Origin of the sequence: Catenulispora sp. GAS73 (genome assembly GCF_041262085.1) — a bacterium.
Lineage (GTDB): Bacteria > Actinomycetota > Actinomycetes > Streptomycetales > Catenulisporaceae > Catenulispora.
In genome coordinates this window covers 100,872-115,922 of the sequence record NZ_JBGCCM010000027.1, presented here as the reverse complement: position 1 = coordinate 115,922, position 15,051 = coordinate 100,872, and the positions used below count along the sequence as shown (strand labels likewise).

General features: G+C 71.7%; 15 protein-coding genes. 3 read left to right on the top strand and 12 right to left on the bottom strand.

The annotated features are described in order from the left end of the window. Positions 1-17: 17 nt before the first annotated feature. Positions 18-671 (bottom strand): phosphate signaling complex protein PhoU, encoded by a 654-nt coding sequence (phoU, locus tag ABH935_RS34410; protein WP_370382130.1) that lies wholly within the window; start codon positions 669-671, stop codon positions 18-20. A 196-nt stretch (positions 672-867) separates the two neighbouring features. Between phoU and ABH935_RS34405 the strand changes: the two genes are divergently transcribed. The 3 genes from ABH935_RS34405 (at position 868) to ABH935_RS34395 (ending at position 3,264) form a co-directional block, all read left to right on the top strand. After that, positions 868-2,019 carry a sensor histidine kinase gene (locus ABH935_RS34405; RefSeq protein ID WP_370382129.1) on the top strand — a complete coding sequence of 384 codons (1,152 nt, stop codon included), beginning with the start codon at positions 868-870 and terminating at the stop codon, positions 2,017-2,019. Between the two features lie 36 nt (positions 2,020-2,055). Beyond that, the gene (locus tag ABH935_RS34400) at positions 2,056-2,736 is read left to right on the top strand and encodes a response regulator transcription factor (protein WP_015796763.1); all 681 of its coding nucleotides are present in this window, start codon (positions 2,056-2,058) and stop codon (positions 2,734-2,736) included. A gap of 129 nt (positions 2,737-2,865) precedes the next feature. After that, on the top strand, positions 2,866-3,264 hold the full coding sequence (locus ABH935_RS34395; protein ID WP_370382128.1) for a hypothetical protein: 399 nt from the start codon (positions 2,866-2,868) through the stop codon (positions 3,262-3,264). A gap of 370 nt (positions 3,265-3,634) precedes the next feature. On the opposite strand, the gene ABH935_RS34390 is transcribed toward ABH935_RS34395, so the two are convergent. The 11 genes from ABH935_RS34390 to ABH935_RS34340 form a co-directional block, all read right to left on the bottom strand. Continuing rightward, a complete protein-coding gene (locus tag ABH935_RS34390) occupies positions 3,635-4,606 on the bottom strand; it encodes a hypothetical protein (RefSeq protein WP_370382127.1) in 972 nt (323 codons plus the stop codon). Between the two features lie 202 nt (positions 4,607-4,808). Beyond that, complete coding sequence (locus tag ABH935_RS34385; protein WP_370382126.1) at positions 4,809-5,738, bottom strand: hypothetical protein; 930 nt, start codon at positions 5,736-5,738, stop codon at positions 4,809-4,811. Beyond that, complete coding sequence (locus tag ABH935_RS34380; RefSeq protein ID WP_370382125.1) at positions 5,738-6,436, bottom strand: hypothetical protein; 699 nt, start codon at positions 6,434-6,436, stop codon at positions 5,738-5,740. Before ABH935_RS34380 ends, ABH935_RS34385 begins: the two co-directional genes overlap by 1 nt. Positions 6,437-6,540: 104 nt before the next feature. Then, a complete protein-coding gene (locus ABH935_RS34375) occupies positions 6,541-9,699 on the bottom strand; it encodes a BTAD domain-containing putative transcriptional regulator (RefSeq protein WP_370382124.1) in 3,159 nt (1,052 codons plus the stop codon). Between the two features lie 27 nt (positions 9,700-9,726). Continuing rightward, entirely contained in the window at positions 9,727-10,239 is a 513-nt protein-coding gene (locus tag ABH935_RS34370) for a Tad domain-containing protein (RefSeq protein ID WP_370382123.1), read from the bottom strand. After that, positions 10,239-10,961 carry a TadE family protein gene (locus ABH935_RS34365; RefSeq protein WP_370382122.1) on the bottom strand — a complete coding sequence of 241 codons (723 nt, stop codon included), beginning with the start codon at positions 10,959-10,961 and terminating at the stop codon, positions 10,239-10,241. Before ABH935_RS34365 ends, ABH935_RS34370 begins: the two co-directional genes overlap by 1 nt. Beyond that, entirely contained in the window at positions 10,958-11,440 is a 483-nt protein-coding gene (locus ABH935_RS34360; RefSeq protein WP_370382121.1) for a TadE family protein, read from the bottom strand. The genes ABH935_RS34365 and ABH935_RS34360 overlap by 4 nt, the downstream gene beginning before the upstream one ends. Positions 11,441-11,449: 9 nt before the next feature. After that, entirely contained in the window at positions 11,450-11,815 is a 366-nt protein-coding gene (locus tag ABH935_RS34355) for a Flp family type IVb pilin (protein ID WP_370382120.1), read from the bottom strand. Between the two features lie 13 nt (positions 11,816-11,828). Beyond that, the gene (locus ABH935_RS34350; protein ID WP_370382119.1) at positions 11,829-12,749 is read right to left on the bottom strand and encodes a type II secretion system F family protein; all 921 of its coding nucleotides are present in this window, start codon (positions 12,747-12,749) and stop codon (positions 11,829-11,831) included. Continuing rightward, entirely contained in the window at positions 12,746-13,648 is a 903-nt protein-coding gene (locus ABH935_RS34345; protein WP_370382118.1) for a type II secretion system F family protein, read from the bottom strand. Before ABH935_RS34345 ends, ABH935_RS34350 begins: the two co-directional genes overlap by 4 nt. Positions 13,649-13,653: 5 nt before the next feature. After that, positions 13,654-14,982 (bottom strand): CpaF family protein, encoded by a 1,329-nt coding sequence (locus tag ABH935_RS34340; RefSeq protein WP_370382117.1) that lies wholly within the window; start codon positions 14,980-14,982, stop codon positions 13,654-13,656. Positions 14,983-15,051 lie beyond the last annotated feature (69 nt).

Here is a 15,051-nt window from a genome sequence, read left to right as displayed (position 1 = left end):
CTCGGTGAGCGATTCGCTCAGCTGATGGCCTCGGGGTGCTCGCCGGTCACCAGGAACACCATGCGCTTGGCCACCGACACCGCGTGGTCGGCGTACCGCTCGTAGTAGCGCCCGCACAGGGTGACGTCGACGGCGGTCTCGATGCCGTGCTTCCACTTGTCGTCCATCAGCGACTTGAACAGGCCGCGGTGCAGGCGGTCCATCTCGTCGTCCTCGGACTCCAGGGCCAGCGCGGCCTCGACGTCGCGGGCGGCGATGATCGAGCCGACCTTGGCGACCAGTTCGGAGGCGATGTCGCCCATCTCCACGATGGTGCCGCGGATCTCCGGCGGGATCGCCGACTGCGGGTAGCGGCGGCGGGCCACCTTGGCCACGTGCCGGGCCAGGTCGCCCATGCGCTCCAGGTCAGCGCTCATGCGCAGGCTGGTGATGATGGTGCGCAGGTCGCCGGCCACCGGCTGCTGGCGGGCCAGGAGGTCGAAGCTGTTGTCGTCCAGCGTGTGCTGGAGCTCGTCGACCTTGTCGTCGGCGTCGATCACGGACTCGGCCAGGGTCAGGTCCGCGTCCAGGAGCGCGGTGGTGGCCCGGGCCATGGCCGAGCCGACCAGCCGCGTCATCTCGACCAGGGTCTCGCTGATCGAGTCGAGCTCCTCGTGGAAGGCGTCGCGCATGGGGGTTACCGCTCCTGTCGTCGCGTGTGCTGGTGTTCTGCTGTGCGGACGCGGACTACTCTTCCCCGTCCAGGCATCCCGGGACAATGCCGCCGGTGAATCGACTGGGTCCGGAAAGTGAACTCTTGGCCACGTCGGTACGGCGGAATGATCCGTGGGAGTTGTGCCGGTGCGAAGCGCCCTTACTGTTGGCTGTGTGAACGTCAATGCTGCGACCGCCGGGCTGGCCGCGCTGATCGGCCTGGGTACCGGGGTCAGCGGAGCTTTGGCCTTCCGGTTCAGTGAAAGGGAACGCGTGGGTCCACCCGAACCGCCGAGCGACGATCCGGTCCCGCCGGGTGTCGCCGGTGTCCTGCAGGTCTTGCGTAGCTCGGCCGTGGTGCTGGACGCCAGCGACGCCGTCGTGAAGGCATCTCCGGCAGCTTATGCCATGGGACTGGTCAAGTCCCGCAGTCTGACCTCGCCGGAGCTGCTCGACCTGGCCCGCCAGGTGCGCCGGGACGGCGAGATACGCCAGGTCGAGATGGACCTGCCGCACGGCGCCACCGCCGTGCTGCACTCCACCGTCCGGATCGCGCCGCTGGGCGCCACGCTGGTGCTGGTGCTGGTCGAGGACCGCACCGAGGCCCGGCGGGTGGACGAGGTGCGCCGGGACTTCGTGGCGAACGTCTCGCACGAGCTCAAGACCCCGGTCGGCGCGCTGTCGCTGCTGGCCGAGGCCGTGCAGTCGGCTTCCGACGACCCCGAGGCGGTCCGCCGCTTCGCGGCCCGGATGCAGCAGGAGTCGGCCCGGCTGACCTCGCTGATCCAGGACCTGATCGACCTGTCCCGGGTGCAGATCGACGCCCCGCTGTCCGCCTCGGCGGAGAAGGTGCGCGTCGCCGAGGTGGTGGCCGACGCCCTGGACCGCAGCTACGAGACGGCCGCGGCGCGCCGGATCGAGCTGGTCGCCGACGCCGAGGAAGACGTCGCGGTGCGCGGCGACCGGACCCAGCTGGCCGCGGCCCTGGGCAACCTGGTCGAGAACGCCGTGAACTACTCGCCGGACGACACCCGGGTCGCGGTGGCCGTCAAGCACAACGGCGACCGGGTCGAGATCGCGGTCACCGACCAGGGCATCGGGATACCCGAACGCGACCTGGAGCGGATCTTCGAGCGGTTCTACCGTGTCGACCCGGCGCGCTCGCGCGCGACCGGCGGCACCGGTCTGGGCCTGTCGATCGTCAAGCACATCGCGGCCACGCACGGCGGGGAGGTGTCGGTGTGGTCCTCCGAGGGGAACGGCTCCACCTTCACCCTGAAGCTCCCCGTCTGTGTCGAGGAACGCGATCTGGCACGGGCCGTGTAGCGCGGCCATGAACATACCAAGTGGGAGGACCCCGAAGTGACCCGTGTACTCGTGGTCGAGGACGAGGACTCGATCAGCGACCCCCTGTCCTACATGCTGCGCAACGAGGGCTTCGAGGTGGCGGTCGCCGACACCGGCCCGGCCGCGCTGGAGGAGTTCGACCGGCACGGCGCCGATCTGGTCCTGCTGGACCTGATGCTGCCGGGGCTGCCCGGCACCGAGGTCTGCCGCCAGATCCGGGCCAAGTCCAACGTCCCGGTGATCATGCTCACCGCCAAGGACAGCGAGATCGACAAGGTGGTCGGCCTGGAACTGGGCGCCGACGACTACGTCACCAAGCCCTTCTCGGCCCGCGAGCTGGTGGCGCGCATCCGCGCGGTGCTGCGCCGCCAGGCCGCCAGCGACGAGCCGGACGGCGGCGCGCTGGAGGCCGGCCCGGTCCGGATGGACGTGGACCGGCACAAGGTGACCGTCGACGGCCGCCCGGTGGAGCTGCCGCTGAAGGAGTTCGAACTGCTGGAGATGCTGCTGCGCAACTCCGGCCGGGTGCTGACCCGCATGCAGCTGATCGACCGGGTCTGGGGCGCCGACTACGTCGGCGACACCAAGACGCTGGACGTGCACGTCAAGCGGCTGCGCGCGAAGATCGAGCCGGACCCGGGGACGCCGGTGCACCTGGTGACGGTGCGCGGGCTCGGGTACAAGTTCGAGGGCTGAGCGCGCGCCGGCCTCGGGGGCCGGCGGGCGAGCGTGTTCGTGGAGGGGCTTCGGTTTCGGCCGGGGCCCCTTCGGGTTTCTCGGGGACGGCCGGAAGCCGGGATCACTGCCTCGCATGACCCTGCGCGCGTGCGACGGTCGGGCCCGTTGCCGAACCCCTGGCCGGATCCCGAGCCGAACCCTCAGCGCGTCGACATCGACGGCGGCGGGGTCGAGGGGCCGCCGGTCGGCCGCGATCCCATCACCGGGCCCGTCGGCGTGGTGCTGTGCGGCGGCGGGGGCGGGGTGGACTTCGGCGGGGTCGTCGGCTGCGGGTGCGTCGGCGGCTGCTTCGAGGAGGGCGGCGGGGCCGGGGTGCTCGCCGAGGACGAGGACGGCTGCGAGTCGTTGATGGAGCCGCCGCTGGGGCGGTCGCTCGGGGACGTGCCGTCCTGCGCCAGCGGGTCTCCGCTGGGCCGGTCGGTGTCGCTGGAGCCCGCTCCGGTGGAGGAGATCGCGGCGCTCTTCGTCAGCTGCCCGGGCGGCTGACTGGTGGTGCTGCTGCAGGCGGCGCAGACCAGGGCCGCCACGACTGCGGTGGCGGCGGCCCTGGCCGGTGCTACGGTCCCCCGGATCGGCATGGATGCCACTGTAGCCAAGTGAACAGGCATGCGGGAGGACTCGTTTTCGTGCACGCGGTGTGCGGCGCGACCCCTCCACCGTATCCGGCCGGAGCGGCTTTTCGCTTGATAACAGGTGAAAATCAGGGGTTCTTCACTCGAAAGTGGGTTGTGCCCTGATGTAAGGCCGCGTCGATCTTATCGGGTGCGCCACAGGGCGCGGTCCGGTGGGGTTCGACAGAGTTCGGGGACGGCCCGAGCGTGGTCTGGGAGCGGCCCGGGGAGCGGCTTTCCGGCTGTCAGGGTTCTTTCCGGAAGAAGTCCCGCAACGCCGCGCCGACGCAGGCCACGATGATCAGCACCCCGACGGCGACCACGATCCCGGCCGCCGCGCCGTGCATCGAGAACTCCCGCGGCACCGCCGTCACGAAGGCGCCCGTGAGCGCGCCGACCATCGCCAGCGCGAGGTTGAAGGGCGTGCGGCCGGTGATCTGGGGCCTGCCGGTCGCCCGGTCGGAGCCCGGGCGCCGACCGCGGGGGCCGAGACCGGCGCTCCCGGCGGTCCCACGGCCGCCGCCGTTGCCGCCGCCCCCGGCAGGCCACGCATAAGGATCAGGATCCGGTGCCGGCGACTCCACCAACCGCTGCCCGCTCAGCGTCCGGAACATCTGCCCCCGGCTCAGCGTCCCGGCGTCGATGACCCGCACCGCCTCCGGCGGCGCCAGCTCCCGCACCGCCCGGTACACCGCGTCCAGCGCCGCGGACCCGTCGGCCTTCCGCGCCGGCTTCACGATCAGCAGCAACGCCGGCACGCTGTCCGGGAAGAGCGTCCACGCCGCCGTGATCCGCCCCGCACCGGCCGGCCGGGCGGCCCGCCGGATCCCGGCGAGGTAGGCGGTCACATGCGGCGGCGGTAAGTGGAAGGCGGCATCGGCCTCCGTCCCGTACGGGATCGGCCGCGGCCGCAGCTGGTCCACGGTCGCCGCCGAGACCACCACCGGGTCCGCCGAAGCCTTGTCCACCACCAGTCCGTGGTGTTCCGGCACCAGGGCCAGCACGGCGTCCGCCGCGCCCGGAGCCACCGGCCGCGCACCCCCGGGAGCGTCCGCGAGGTCGATGCTGGCCAGGGTGGACGCCACGACGTAGATCCCGGTCCCCACCTCCGGATCCCGCACCACGACCGGCGCGCCGCCGCGGGTGGTCCACACCGTCAGCCGGGCCAGGGGGACCGGCGGTTCGGGCCGCCAGAGGCGCTCGCCCGCTGCGCTCACGCCGGCTCCCTTCGATCCCCTCGCCCCGTCCGGTGGACGGCGGCTGTAACAGTGATATCAGGGGTGGCCGGGACTACGCGCGCGGGGCTGCACCAGGGGGCGGCGGCATCCGGCGGAACCATCCGGAACCATCGGGGAAACGCGAATCGCCCGCGTGCCGCCGGACGGCGACGCGGGCGATTCACCGGCCGGAATCTCCGGCTCAGCCGTTGGTGCTCTGCCCCTCGGTGATCACGATCGTCGTCGTGTTCGGCTGGCTCGTGATGGTCTGCGGCGCGCCCGGGACGCCGTTCTGCGAGATGACCAGCGTCCAGGTCGTCGAGACGGAGATCGTGTACGTCCCCGGAGCGGTGAACCGGAACCCGCACTGCGGGTCCGGCGACGCCGCCGCCCCCTTGTCCGGGGTGTATTCGTTGTCTGAGGTGCAGTGCAGAGGCGTGCCCGGCGCGGCCTGGTCGCCCTGCTTGATCTGCCAGTCCGCGGAGACGAACGTCCGCGTCCCGACCACGTTCGCGGCGGACCGGGTCTGCGTGGAGGTGTCCAGAGCCTTGCTCCAGAACCAGATGTTCTGGTGCACGAAGCCGATCGCCCCGGTCCCGCCGGGGGGTGCCATCCCGAGATCCGGCTTGACGATCTGCAGCTCGTTCGTGATCCGTTCCACCGGATTCGGCCCGGCGCAGTACCCGACGCACTTACCGATGATCTCCGCCGCGCCGACCAGCGTCGGCGGGATGTGCTTGCAGTCCTCCCACTGCGCGCGGTTGACCGACGGGTCCGCGCTGCCCCAGATCGGGTCGTTGGTGGCCGGCTGCGGAACGACCGGCGTGATGTAGCACCCGCCGCTGAACGACCAGATGCCGATGTCGCACTGGTAGGTGGTGCCGTCCCAGACAAGGGTGCCGTCGGAGTTGCAGACGATGTCGACGCCGGTCCCCTTGCCGCCACCCCCGCCGCCCTTCGAGCCGTCGATCTCACAGATGGTCTTGCCGTCGCGGGTCGAGACGACGGCGGTGCAGCCGCTGGTGTCGCCGGCACCGGCCGCGTGCACGGGGCGGGGAGCGGCAGAGGTGGCGACCATCATCGCGGTGGTCAGGGCGAAAACCGCGACCGCCGCGGTCAGCAGCCGTCTCATCACACTGAACATGGCGTGGTCTCCGGAGTCACGGCGTTGACGCGCCACTTGCCGTCAGCACCTCGGTGGACCTTGTAGATGTCCGGGGTCGGGGTTTTCGGGGCGAGGGCGACGATCTGGCCCTTCTTCGGCCCGTACGAGCTGTACATCGGGAGCTTCGTGTCGTCCGTGCACGTCGTGATCGTCACGATCGGCGGGGTCCCGCCGTCCTTCGTGACCCCGGTGACCTTGACGATCTCCGGCCCGCGCGAGATCAGGTTGTCCTGGCGCTCCTGGGTGACGAAGTTGTTCGCCAGGGACAGCACGTTGCCGTCGGTGTAGCTGACGAGGTTGTTGTCGTACTGCACCTTGATCGCCATCTGGTAGGAGATCGCCGCGTAGTTCTGGAAGGCCTTCAGCGCCGCCGCGATGTCGGTGTCGCCGGGGACCGAGGCGGAGTAGGACCACTCGCCGCTCGACGAGGCGACGCTCGTCGGCGCCGGCGCCGCGGAACTGCTGCTCGCCGCAGAACTCGCCGAACTGGATGCGCTGCTCGTGGCACCGGTCGGAGTGGCCGAGGCGCTGGTGGACGCGGTCCCGGTGGCGCTCCCGCCGACCGGCCCCAAAGCGGCAGGCTTCTGCGCGCTGGAACAACCAGCCAGTAGCAGACAAGCCCCGAACGCCCCCACGACGCCCTTGTATACCGTGTCCCGCTTCATGAGCACCATCCCTGCGTTCCCCCAAGTCATCCCGTTGCAGTCATCCCGTTGTCGCGGCTCGGCCGCCTGTCTCAGATCCCGGACCCGGCGCGGCCCGGCCCGGCCTAGACGCCGACCGCCATGGCCCCGCGTCCCTCACGCCAGCTCGGCAGCAGTTCGTCCACCAGCGCTTCGGTCCTCGGATGCAGGCCGCGTTCGCCGTGTATCGCCCGGGTCTGCTCCTCGACCGTCGCTATCACCTCGCGCAGCCGCTGCTCGTCGCCGGTGGCGTGGGTCGCGCGCAGCAGGGCGCGGCACAGTTCCTCGTCGGAGGGTGAGCCGCGCATCCCGCTGCGGACCGCGTCGATCGCGCCTTCGGCGTCGCCGAGCGACAGCCGCAGTTCGCAGAGCTCGACCGCGGTGTCCGCGATCAGCGCCGGCACCTCGGCCTCCACCGACTCGTACGCCAGCCAGCCGTAGCGGCTCGATTCGCGGTGGGCCAGCAGCGGTCCGCGGACCAGCCCGAGGGCCTGGCCGAGGACCTGGTCGCGGTTCTTCGCATCCTGATACCGCGGGTCCGCGTCCGCCAGCGCGCGCATGTTCTTGAACATCTCCCAGTCGCTGCGCACGCTCTGTGAGACCGTCAGGCGGCCGTCGGGCAGGGTCACCAGGTTCGGGCTGCCGTCCGGGGCCACGCCGAGCCAGGTGCCCAGGCGGTGCAGGACCTGGTCGCCGACGTCGTTGGCGGCGCCGCGCGGGAACAGGGCCGAGGTGAGCACGCGGGGATGGACGCCGTCGCGGTGCAGCATCAGGAAGGTCAGGGCCTCGGCGGCCTGGTCGACGCGGTCCTCGTCGAGGTCGCCGTAGGCGCCGGTGACCTCCAGATCGCCCAGCAGGCGCACCGAGACCGTCGGCGTCAGGCGGAGCTGCGCCTCCAGGACCGCCGCTTCGGCGGTCAGCGGCAGGATCGGTTCGCCGTCCAGGTCCCGGGTGGCCTCGAAGAGCACCAGGACCGACCGGTACTGGTCGTCGGGCAGGCGCTGGGCCGCCACGTCCAGGTCGAGCGCCGGGAGCCGGAGCCGGCCGGCGGTGTCGACCGTGGCCTTCCAGGTGGCGCCCGGGACGTCGCCGGCGATCAGGTAGCCGATGCCCAGCCGCGAAGGGTCGCCGATGACGGCGGCCAGCCGGGCCGCGGTCGGGCCGGAGACCGGGGCGGCGCTGATGATGAAGTGCGGAGGCCAGCCCGCGCCGCCGACCATGCCCAGGCGGCCGCCGAGCACCGAGTCCAGGCCGGCCTCGGACAGGCCGCGGCGGCGCTCGGCGAGTTCGGTCTCCAGACCGGGGAGCACTTCCTCCAGGGACTGCGTCTGGTGCACGCGGCCAGGGGCCAGCGTCGTCAGGTCGCCGGCGAAGCCCACGAGCGTCACCGTCATCTTGTCCGACCAGGTGTTGGTCAGCAGCTCCACGGCCATCGCGGCGAGCACCGCGCGGCGCGTTGTGTCGTCGCCGCCGACCGAGATCACGCCGCACGAGGCTTCCAGGTCCAGCAGGACGCGGGTGGCCGCGTCCGGGCCCACCGCGCCGACGGTCACCAGCCCCGGACACGGCGCCACGGCCGCCTCCACGACGCGCTTGGCGACCGTGCCGACGTCCGTGCGGGCCACCCACCAGGCGAGCCCGTCCGGCCGGGTGTGCCAGGGCTGCGGGGCGGCCGGCGCCGGCTCCGCGAGCCGGAGTTCGAGCCCTGATTCGGTCAGGTTCGCCAGCCGCACCGCGGGCAGCGGCCGGCCGGCGGTGGCCAGCGCCGCCGACAGCTCGCGCAGCGCCTGGTTCAGGAACCGCACGTCGGCCATCCCGGCGCCGAGCCGGATCGCCTCCTCCACGCCCGCGGCGTCGCCGGGGCCGGACAGGCGCCGGCCGGTGGCGCGGTTCCACAGCTGACGGGTCCGGTTGCGGGTCAGCGCACCGAGCAGCCCGGCGGCCAGCAACGGTGCGGAGACCAGTTCCAGGGGCAGGCGGTAGGGCGACTGGTCGCCGGCCGGTGCCTGCTCGTGGTGGGCCGCGCCGCCCGTGGGGTTGCCGGTCTGGCTGTTCGTGTGCGTCGGTACGGCGGGGGCCGGAGCCCGGTGCGGCGACTGCGGGCGCTGCGGCGTCTGTGCGGTCTGAGCGGTCTGCGGATTGTGCGGGTTCTGCGACAGGTCGCCGGCGATGATCTGTACCGCGTCCGAGCGCTGCCCCGAACCGCCGTCGGTCACGGCGGTCAGGTTCATCGTCTGTTCCGAGGCGGAGACGTCGCTGGTCGTCGCGTCCAGCGCGCCGGCCGGGGCGCCTTGCTGGTGCGGAGATCTGCCGCCGTCCATCGGCGTCTGAGTCTGAGTTTGCGTCTGTGCCTGCGCCTGAACCGGTGCCGCCGGATCGCCGACCAGATCCCCGCCGACCGCGTCGGCCGGCATCTCCAGGATCCAGCCCGGCCGGATCAGCGACGCCTTCGTCAGCGTCGAGCCGTCCGGCTGCACCCGGTCCTTGTTGAGCTCGTAGATCTCCTGGTAGCGGCGGCCGTCGCCGAGGTGCCGCTGCGCGATCTCCCACAGCGAGTCGTGGTGCCGTCCGGCCGGGGGCTGCACCCGGTAGAACTTCGTCGCGCCCTTCACCGGCGTGCCCTTCAGGTCGGCCGTGGTGCGGGTGTCGGTGCTCGTCGCGGCGCGCTGGGCCGGGCCCGAGGGCATCGAGGTGTCGGCGCGGGTGCCCTGTTGCAGGACCTGGGTCGCGGCGATCGGCGCGCGGTGCGGCCCGTCGTCGGGGGTGCGGCCGAGCGAGGACAGGCCGGGGGCGAAGGACGCGGCGGAGGCGGTGATCAGCAGGACCGCGGCGACCAGCTGGCGGGCCAGGATCTGGCTGCCGCCGGACAGCGGCACGTGGCCGGGCATCCCGATGCCGCGCAGCGCGGCCAGCGCCTCGACCAGCACGCACGCCGAGAACTGCGCCCACGCCAGCCAGATCAGGATCGCCAGCACGTTGGTGAAGGTCTTGGTGTCGATCGTGGCGTTGAGCAGGCCGCCGGAGGGCATCTTGTGCGGCAGCGGCCAGCCGACGAAGTACGCCAGGGCCAGCGGCACGCCGATCACCAGCACCAGCAGCGCCAGCAGCGCGCCCAGGCCGGTGATGACGTCCGCGGTGCTGCGCTGCCGCTTCAGCGCGACCGGAGTCTGCCGCGCCTGCGCCTGCGCCATGCCCGGCGGCGGCCCCTGCGGCGCGAGGTACTGCCGGTCCGAGTCGTGCACCATGCGTCCGCGCCCCCTTTCCTGCTTCTGCTACTTCGGGATGACCGGTGTCGCAGATCCCGTCCCGGTGACAGTAGTGTCACCTTTGAGGGCGAAACCGACGAACAGTGGCTTGTACTGCATTTGTAGTGTGACCGTTATCCGGGGGTTGACGTAAAGGTCGTTGTTCTCCCTCGGGTTCCCGGTGACGGTGCACGATGTGATCGTGGTGTCCGCAATCTGGTTGTCGATCAGGTACTGCTTGGCGTCGGGCACGCAGTCCCCGGTCACCGGGTCCAGCTTGATCTCGATGCCGGGGTCTTCGCCGTTCGGCCCGCGCGTGTTGTGCGTCTTGAGCCAGCCCTGGTCGATGTCCTGCGCGACCCGCCGCGCCGCCTGGTCGGCGTAGTCCGAGGCCTGGGTGCGGTCGGAGATCAGCAGGCCGACATCTACAAGGAACGCCATCAGCAGCACCACGACCGGTGCCCAGATGACCACGGCCATGGCCAGCGATCCGCGGTCGTTGCTGAGGTTCTCGCGCAGCGTGTCCAGACGGCTCCCCATCAGTGCCCCACAGCGGTGGTCGGCGAGGTCTTGGGGGGTGTGGTCGGGGGCGTGGTCGAGGGCTTGCTCGGAGGCGTGGTCGAGGTGTCCGTGCCGGTCGGCGTCGGCGGGGTCGGCGGCGGCGTCGTACCGGTCGGCGTCGTGGGCGTTGGGTTCGTCGGAGTCGGCGGGCCGCCGATCGTGGTGGTGATCACGCCGCTCGTCGGCAGCGACGGGGGGAGCCAGGTCGGCACTGAGAACTGGGTGTCGGTCGGACTCGGCGACGTGTCAGTGGGCTGCGGCCCCGGCGCGGTGGAGGTCGGCACGGGCCCGGGATGGAAGTTCTGCAGCGGGTCGATCGGCGCGGCGAAGGTCTTGGTGAACGTTTGGTGAGCGCCGAACACGCCGAACCCGGACATGTCCACGGTGCACGCGACCGTCACCTTGTAGTAGCCGCCGCCGTTGGCCACCGGCGGCACGTAGGCGCTGGTGACGGTGGCAGGGCCCTGACACCGGTCGCCGAGGTCGGCGTCGGCTGCGGCCTGCGCCTGGGTCATCGCGTCCTGGCCGGTGCCCTGCAGCGATCCGGCGCGGGCCGCGTCGCGGGCCGCGCCCTCGACCTCGCTGCGCACGTTGACCATCACGCCGAGCGCGACGATCAACAGGATCAGCATCACGATCAGCGGCGCCATCAGCACGACCTCGACCGAGGACACTCCGGCGTCGCGGGCGCGGCGGCTCACGGGTGCCTCACCGGCTGCTCCAGCGGGCCGCCGGCGTGCACGTCGATGGTCAGGCCGAAGCCGGGGAACACCGAGGGCACGTCCGAGTGCAGGCTCACGCTGATCAGCGAGATCTTGCAGTCGGCGTTCAGGCCCGGGTCCGTCGTGAATCCGGTCTTCACACTCGGGTTGAGGACCAACTGTCCGCCGACCGCCTGCGCCTGCGAGGTCGCGATACGCACCGCGTCCTGCTCCCAGGTGCCGGACGCGGAGTCACAGCCCTTCGACGCCGCCTCCTCGCGCGCCGTCCGGGCCCCTTCCTGCACCGCGGCGGTCGCGGCCTGCTTGGCGAACAGGAACAGTGCGAACTGCACCGTCAGCATCAACACCAGGAAGAGCAGCGGAGTGAGGACGACGAACTCGACCGCGGTCATGCCGCGGTCGTCGCGCAGCGAACGTCTGCCGCGCGACCCCGTCTCGTCCCGCACCCCGTTTGTCATGGACGCTCGTTACTTGGCGCAGCCGTTGCCGCCGGTGGTGCCGGTACCGCCGTTGCCGCCCCCGGCGTCGGCGGCGGTGCTGCCGGCGCCGGCTATCTTGTTGCAGGCGTCGTCGGCCTTGTTGGAGATCGCCTTGCTGATGCCGTAGCCCACACCGGCCACGATCGCCACCACGATGCCGGTGATGACGACCCACTCGACGGCGGACGCGCCGCGGTCGGAGGCCTTGCGGGGCGTGGCGGCGACGGTTTCCGCCACGACGGCCGCGGTGTCGTCGGACTCCGTGACAGAGCCCTGCGACACCACGGCCGCGTGCTGCCACGGCCGGACCGGGAACAGCTCCGCGTACTCGGTTCTGATGACTTGAGCATTCATCTTCGTATCTCTCCTAGATAGAGCCCATGACCCGGGCCATCGCCGGGTACAGGAGGAAAACCATGAAGCCCGCGCACAGCAGCATCTGCGCCACGAGCATGGACTGGGACTTCGCGCCGGCCGCGCCCTCGATCTCGGACAGCTCGCGGTGCCGCATCGTCTCGGCGCGCGCGGACAGCGACTCGCGGACCTTCGCGCCGTCCTCGGCGACCAGGGCCAGCGCCGCCCCCAGGTCCTTGAGCTCGTCGATGTCCAGGGCGTCGCCCAACTGGGACAGCGCGTTCCACTGCGAGATGCCGGTGACCCGGGCGTCGGTGAGCGCGTCGCGGATCCGGCGCAGCGCCCAGCCGTCGGAGACCTCGGCCGCCGCCATCAGCGCCTCGGGCAGGCCGCGGCCGCCGGCCAGGTTCATCGCCACCAGGTCCAGGTAGGCGCCGAGCACCCGGCGGAAGTCGCGGCGCTTCTCGGCAGCCTGGCCCTTGACCTCCAGGTCCGGCAGCAGGAAGAAGACCGTGCCGAACAGCAGCGCCAGCCACACCGGGATGGTGGGCGTCAGGTGCAGCCCGATGATGGCGAAGGCGGCGAAGACGAACGGGCCGAAGACGACGCCGAACGCGGCCAGCAGCAGCTTGGTCGCCAGGAACTGCTCCACCGAGCGGTCCAGGATCGCCAGGTCCGCGCGCAGCGAGCGGACCTGCCAGCCCTGGCGGATGTAGAACTCGTTGATCGCCGTGCCGAGCTCGTCGCGCAGCCTGGCCAGGCGCTTGGGCGGGGCCTGCTCCTGCTGGGAGACGGAAGCGAGCGAGGACTGCTGCCGCAGCGCGTCGATGCGCGCGATCGAGGCCATCGGGTCCGGCTTGCTCGGTATCAGTGCCCTGATGAGCAGGAACAGCCCCAGCCCGACCAGCGCGCCGGCCAGTACCTGGTAGGTCATCGCTGCTCACCGCCACGCTGTTCGGGGACCTGCGGGCTGTGCGCGCGCTGCAGGAAGCGCGCCGGAGTCTCGATCGAGGACAGCTTGCGCAGCCAGAAGAACCCGGCGGCGAACAGCGCGATCACCCCCAGCAGCACCAGCTGGCCGGTGGCCGTGCTGTAGGGCTGCACGAAGGACTTGTTGAAGACCGCCAGGCCCAGCACCACCGCGACCGACACCCCCACGACGATCTGCACGCTGCGCCGGGTCGCGCTGCGCTGCGCCATGACGCGCTGGCGCATGTCGACCTCCTCGCGCGAGGACTGCGCGAGCGCGCCGAGCACTTCGCGCAGGCCCGGTCCGCGCAGCCGGGAGTTCAGGATCAGCGCGGCGATGACCAGGTCGGCCGAGGCGTCGTCCATGTCGTCGGCGAAGTACTCCAGCGCCTGGTGCATCGGCATGCGGGCGCGCAGCCGGTCGACCAGCGTGTGCAGGTTCTCGCGGATCGCCGGGGACGCGGCGCGGGCGGTGGCCGGGATCGCCTGCTCCAGGCCGACCGCGCCGGCGATGGTGTCGCGCAGGCTCTCGGTCCAGGCGGCCAGCGCCTCCACCCGGGCCAGCGCGGCGCGCTCGGCGGCCAGCCCGCCGAACATCTGGTTCCAGAAGAAGACCAGGACACCGGAGGCGATCGCGGCCGTCGGCCAGCGCGTCGCGGCCAGCACCACGGCCCCGACCACCACGGCGACCGCGCCGCGCGTCGACAGGAACTTGATGACGTCGCCGACCGACCGCTGCCGCTCTTGCTGCGGCTTCGCCGGGAACCCGCGGATCGCCGCGATCAGCAGGGCGGCGCCGCCGCCGATCGCCGCGCCGATGCCGAGCGCGGCGAACGTGGTGGGGTTGAACACCGCGGAGTCCACGGGCCTCACCTCCATCCGGGGGCGTGGGGGGCCGGCAGGGGACCGGTGTAGCCGACCTGTGCGAGATCTTCCATGCAGGCGATCGGGGCGTGCGCGACGGCGCGGCCGTCCGGGCCCTCGGCGAAGATCTCCGAGGAGAGCACGCGGCCGTCGATGCCGTTCACCTCGCGGACCGAGGTCACCATGCGCTGCAGCGTGCCGCCGTGGTGGTAGGCGTTGCGGCGGGTGATGAAGACCACGAAGTTGACGGCGCCGGCGATCAGCATCTGGCTGGCCTCGACCGGCAGCCGCTCGCGCGACTGCAGGGCGTAGGTCGAGATGCGGTTGAAGACCTCCAGCGAGGAGTTCGCGTGGATGGTGCTCAGCGACCCGTCGTTGCCCTGCGACATGGCGTTGAGCATGGTGACGATCTCATCGCCCAGCACCTCGCCGACGATGACGCGCGAGGGGTTCATCCGCAGGCTGCGGCGCACCAGCTCGGCCATCGAGACGGCGCCGTGGCCCTCGGAGTTCGGCAGCCGCTCCTCGAACGCGACGACGTTCGGATGCAGCTCCGGGAACTGGTCGAGCCCGAGCTCCAGCGCCCGCTCCACGGTGATCAGCCGCTCGTGCCCGGGGATCTCGTTGGCCAGCGCGCGCAGCAGCGTGGTCTTCCCGGCGTTGGTGGACCCGGCGATCATGATGTTCTTGCGCGCCGCGACCGCCGCCCGCAGGAAGCCGCCGAGCTCCGGCAGCACCGTCCCGTTGTTCTCCAGATCGCGCAGGAACACCTTGCCCAGCCTCGCCCGCCGGATGGACAACGCCGGCCGGCGCGTGACGTCCATGACCGCCGAGAGCCGCGAGCCGTCGGGCAACCGCAGGTCCAGCTGCGGATTCGCGGTGTCGAAGGGCCGCGACGACAGGCCGGAGTAGGCGCCGAGCACCTGAATGAGCTCGATGAGCTCCTCATCGGTGTCGGCGACCGGCTCGCCCTCGACCTCCCGGCCGTCGGCGAAGCCGATGAAGACGCGGTCGCAGCCGTTGATGTCGATGTTCTCGACGTCGGGATCGTCGAGCAGAGGCTGGAGCCGGCCGACGCCGTAGAGCGCCGCGTGCACAGCGGCCGCGAGTGCTTCCTCCTCCATGGCGTTGGGAGGAGTGCGGCCGTAGGTGATCTCGGTGCGCGCGTGATCCTCCAACGCCTGCGCCACCAGCGCCCGCGCGAACTGCCGCTCGTCCTCGCCGGTCATCGGCGGCAGCCGCGAGGCCTGGTCGGCGCGGCGCTGCTCGGCGAGGCGGTCGCCGACGTCCTGGCGGAGGCGCTTGACGAGGCTGTGGTCGATGGGGGAGGCCATCAGTGCACCTCCCCGCAGGCTCGGGCGGCGCGCGGGCCGCGAGGCGGCGAACTCGCGGAAACGCCGGCG

What these genes read in the sequence shown, in the direction of transcription:
- ABH935_RS34370 (WP_370382123.1), bottom strand. Translation starts at nt 10,239, where the DNA reads ATGGGGAGCCGTCTGGACACGCTGCGCGAGAACCTCAGCAACGACCGC.
- ABH935_RS34350 (WP_370382119.1), bottom strand. Translation starts at nt 12,749, where the DNA reads ATGACCTACCAGGTACTGGCCGGCGCGCTGGTCGGGCTGGGGCTGTTC.
- phoU (WP_370382130.1), bottom strand. Translation starts at nt 671, where the DNA reads ATGCGCGACGCCTTCCACGAGGAGCTCGACTCGATCAGCGAGACCCTG.
- ABH935_RS34375 (WP_370382124.1), bottom strand. Translation starts at nt 9,699, where the DNA reads ATGGTGCACGACTCGGACCGGCAGTACCTCGCGCCGCAGGGGCCGCCG.
- ABH935_RS34340 (WP_370382117.1), bottom strand. Translation starts at nt 14,982, where the DNA reads ATGGCCTCCCCCATCGACCACAGCCTCGTCAAGCGCCTCCGCCAGGAC.
- ABH935_RS34380 (WP_370382125.1), bottom strand. Translation starts at nt 6,436, where the DNA reads ATGAAGCGGGACACGGTATACAAGGGCGTCGTGGGGGCGTTCGGGGCT.
- ABH935_RS34360 (WP_370382121.1), bottom strand. Translation starts at nt 11,440, where the DNA reads ATGACAAACGGGGTGCGGGACGAGACGGGGTCGCGCGGCAGACGTTCG.
- ABH935_RS34355 (WP_370382120.1), bottom strand. Translation starts at nt 11,815, where the DNA reads ATGAATGCTCAAGTCATCAGAACCGAGTACGCGGAGCTGTTCCCGGTC.
- ABH935_RS34385 (WP_370382126.1), bottom strand. Translation starts at nt 5,738, where the DNA reads ATGAGACGGCTGCTGACCGCGGCGGTCGCGGTTTTCGCCCTGACCACC.